At 63.9% G+C, this 255-nt stretch carries 1 protein-coding gene; it reads right to left on the bottom strand.

What is annotated here, in order from left to right; genetic code table 11:
* A partial coding sequence (locus tag MWC30_RS22385) for an NADH-quinone oxidoreductase subunit B (protein ID WP_368860937.1) occupies positions 1-255 on the bottom strand: 255 nt, incomplete at both ends.

Below are 255 nucleotides of genomic sequence, written 5' to 3'. Positions count from 1 at the left end.
AACACCGGGTCACCGGCGACGCCCCCCTCGGCCAATCCGACCACTTTTCCTTCGCCACCTTCGCCTGGAGCTTCATGAGTCCGTCCAGCACCATCTCCGGCCGCGGCGGACAGCCCGGAACGTAGACATCCACCGGGATCAGGGTGTCGATCCCCTGCACCGTCGCGTAGTTGTCGTAAAACCCTCCCGATACCGCGCACACCCCGAAGGCGAACACCCACTTGGGCTCCGCCATCTGGTTGTACACCTTCACCA

The sequence above is a fragment of the Desulforhabdus sp. TSK genome, assembly GCF_022836495.1.
Lineage (GTDB): Bacteria > Desulfobacterota > Syntrophobacteria > Syntrophobacterales > Syntrophobacteraceae > Desulforhabdus.
The sequence above is the reverse complement of the archived record's forward strand: the minus strand, read 5'-3'. Positions and strand labels throughout refer to the sequence as shown.